Below are 2,414 nucleotides of genomic sequence, written 5' to 3' on the forward strand. Positions count from 1 at the left end.
CCCGCAAGGCTTGGCTGGGCCCGCTTCGCCCCCGAGTCGAGGCGGGCCCACTGAAGCGTATTATTATAGCGGTCCGGCCTCCGCACCGTATGGGTCACAATGGATAGTCGGTGAGCTTTTCATCGCGACCACCTTCGGAGGTACCATGCATCTCCAGCCCAGACGCCCCGACATTTCTGTACCGTTTTGGCGCGCGCTATGACGGGTGGGTTCGGAACCTATGGTTGCGCGCGTTGGAAGATAGCGATTGGTTCTGTCGCTGACTGAGGTTCCCTCCTTGGGTCGCCCCACGTCCTGCAACAGCGCGCGGGGATAAGCGCTTCGCAACTCGGCCATTATAAAGCGCTGCCGAGCGCAAAGTGAGCAACTATGAAGTGCTCACATCTCCTATAATGCTACCGCGTCCGGATAGCCTTAGCTTCCCGCTCTAGGGTGTCACCACTGTTGCCGTGCTTTTATGAGTTCGCGCACTTGATCAGTCGAAAGGCCGAACTTGCTGGCTAAGTAGCCAACCTCGTACTCCTCGTCGCCGCTCACTTTCGAACGGTCCTAGTACCCAAGCTTGTTCTTGTCGTTAGTCATGTCAGAGCTCCTGCGTTGAGATAAGCGACGACAAACGTCTCGTCGCACTTTGTTTTACGGCGCCTGTTTCCAAGTTTGGAACGCTGATTGAGTCGCGGTCTTGCGAGTCAGTTCATGCGTTTGAAGTTCATCCCTCCGATGGAGCCCGAGCTTGTCGATACCCCCGCCCGCGGGTGACGAATGGACTCACGAAATCAAGTTCGACGGGTACCGCACCCAAGTTATCAAGGATGAAGGCGGCATCCGCCTGTTCACCAAAAAACGGCTTCGACTGGACCGCTAAATACAAGCTCCTCGCTGAAGCAGCGAAGGCTATCAGGGGGAAAAGCTTCATCATCGAAGGTGAGACAATCGTCACTAACGAAGCAGGCCTTTCACGCTCTTCGATCTGCCATCACCCGGCGCCCCCAGGATTTGTATCTAGTGGCTTTTGATCTCCTGCATCTCAACGGTAAAGACCTGCGCGGAATGTCGCTGAGAGATCGTCGTGAGAAGCTTCAGGTTATATTGGGCGTCGTTTAGATCTGCCGTCATTCTGGCGACTGTCGTGTTTACGCCGCCGAACTCCGATGCAAGGCCAATCGAGCTCGTTCCAGTGCCGCCTGGCTCTCGGCCAGTGCGGTAGCGGCCTGCTGAAATTCGGCAGGCGACTTGTCTCCCAGGCTCGGGCTTTCCTGAAGGGTGCCAGCTTTGAGGCGGCCGCAATGGCGACACTGCTAGTGGTGCGCGGGTGCCGGGAGAGGAAGAGGGGCTGGCGGGGTGCGGTGGCGGGTAAGGGTCCTCCGGGAGAGAGTCTCGCGCGTCCGAAGGCCTGTGGGACTTCCTCCTCGGCCTCGATGAAGCAAGCCGCAAGGCGCTTCTCGAGCACTGCGTCTCGCTGACCCTCAATGCGGTGGTCGAACCCTGGAACAGGCGAGCGAAGGCGCTCGAGCATGTAGACGTGCTTGGCCGCTCGCTCCAGTTCGACATGGTCGACGCCGGCTGGACGCCCACGGTCGAGTTCCTCGGGAGGCTCACCAAGGCGCGGATTCTACAGGCTGTCCGTGAAGCGCGTGGCGCAGACTCCGCGCAGCTCATCGACCACATGAAGAAGGACGTCATGGCCCGTGAAGCTGCCCGTCTTCTCGAAGGCTCGAACTGGCTGCCCGAGCCGCTGCGCGTTGATGAAGTGTCCGCCGATGCTGGCGAYGCGGTCGCCGGCGACATGTCGGACGAGGCGGCTCTCGACGGCGATGCCGCCGAGCTTCCGGCCTTCCTCGCCGACGATGCGGATCCGTCCTCCGATGAGCCGGTGACCATCGACGGCGACGAAACGGATCACCTCCAGGCCGCCGAATAACCGGCATCACGCTCGCACCGGGCCCGGCACTCCCGCCGGACCCATTTCAGTTCCAACTCACTCTCGAGCCCGGGATCGCCATCGCGACCCCGGGGCGCTTGCGTTTCATGGAGATCGACATGTTCGACTGGAACAGAAGCTGCTCCTACGACGAGCAGCAGAAGAGACTTTCCACACCACAGCCCGTTCACGGCTGAAGAAGCTTGCCGCTGAATCAAACCTGCCATCGGGCAGCTTTGACCTGCGCTCAAACAAGGCGGGCATCGCCGTTTGCGGTGAAATAACCCTGCACCATGACCGTGCCTACTGTCCTCAGGTCAAGGCATCCTGATCCGCACCTGCAAGGGCCGCAAGGACTAAACCGGCGGGGCCAACCACTTCGTCGCACTCGGCAAGCTGGACGACATCCCGGCGCTCGATGCGCGCCGCCATCTCACCCCTGTCGAGCTCAGGGGGATCGCCCGCAGCGCAGACCCCGAGACCGGGTGGGCCG

General features: G+C 60.8%; 3 protein-coding genes. 1 reads left to right on the plus strand and 2 read right to left on the minus strand.

Features of this window, described 5'->3' with window-relative positions; translation table 11 throughout:
* Nucleotides 1-435 precede the first annotated feature (435 nt).
* Nucleotides 436-537, minus strand: a complete 102-nt coding sequence (locus AC1DZP_RS35875) for a hypothetical protein (protein ID WP_477309047.1) — start codon at nucleotides 535-537, stop codon at nucleotides 436-438.
* A 937-nt stretch (nucleotides 538-1,474) separates the two neighbouring features.
* Between AC1DZP_RS35875 and AC1DZP_RS35880 the strand changes: the two genes are divergently transcribed.
* Nucleotides 1,475-1,921 carry a hypothetical protein gene (locus AC1DZP_RS35880; protein ID WP_477309049.1) on the plus strand — a complete coding sequence of 149 codons (447 nt, stop codon included), beginning with the start codon at nucleotides 1,475-1,477 and terminating at the stop codon, nucleotides 1,919-1,921.
* Between the two features lie 312 nt (nucleotides 1,922-2,233).
* On the opposite strand, the gene AC1DZP_RS35885 is transcribed toward AC1DZP_RS35880, so the two are convergent.
* A partial coding sequence (locus AC1DZP_RS35885; RefSeq protein WP_477309051.1) for a hypothetical protein occupies nucleotides 2,234-2,414 on the minus strand: 181 nt, incomplete at its 5' end.

The organism is Mesorhizobium sp. P2_F8 (genome assembly GCF_056403655.1).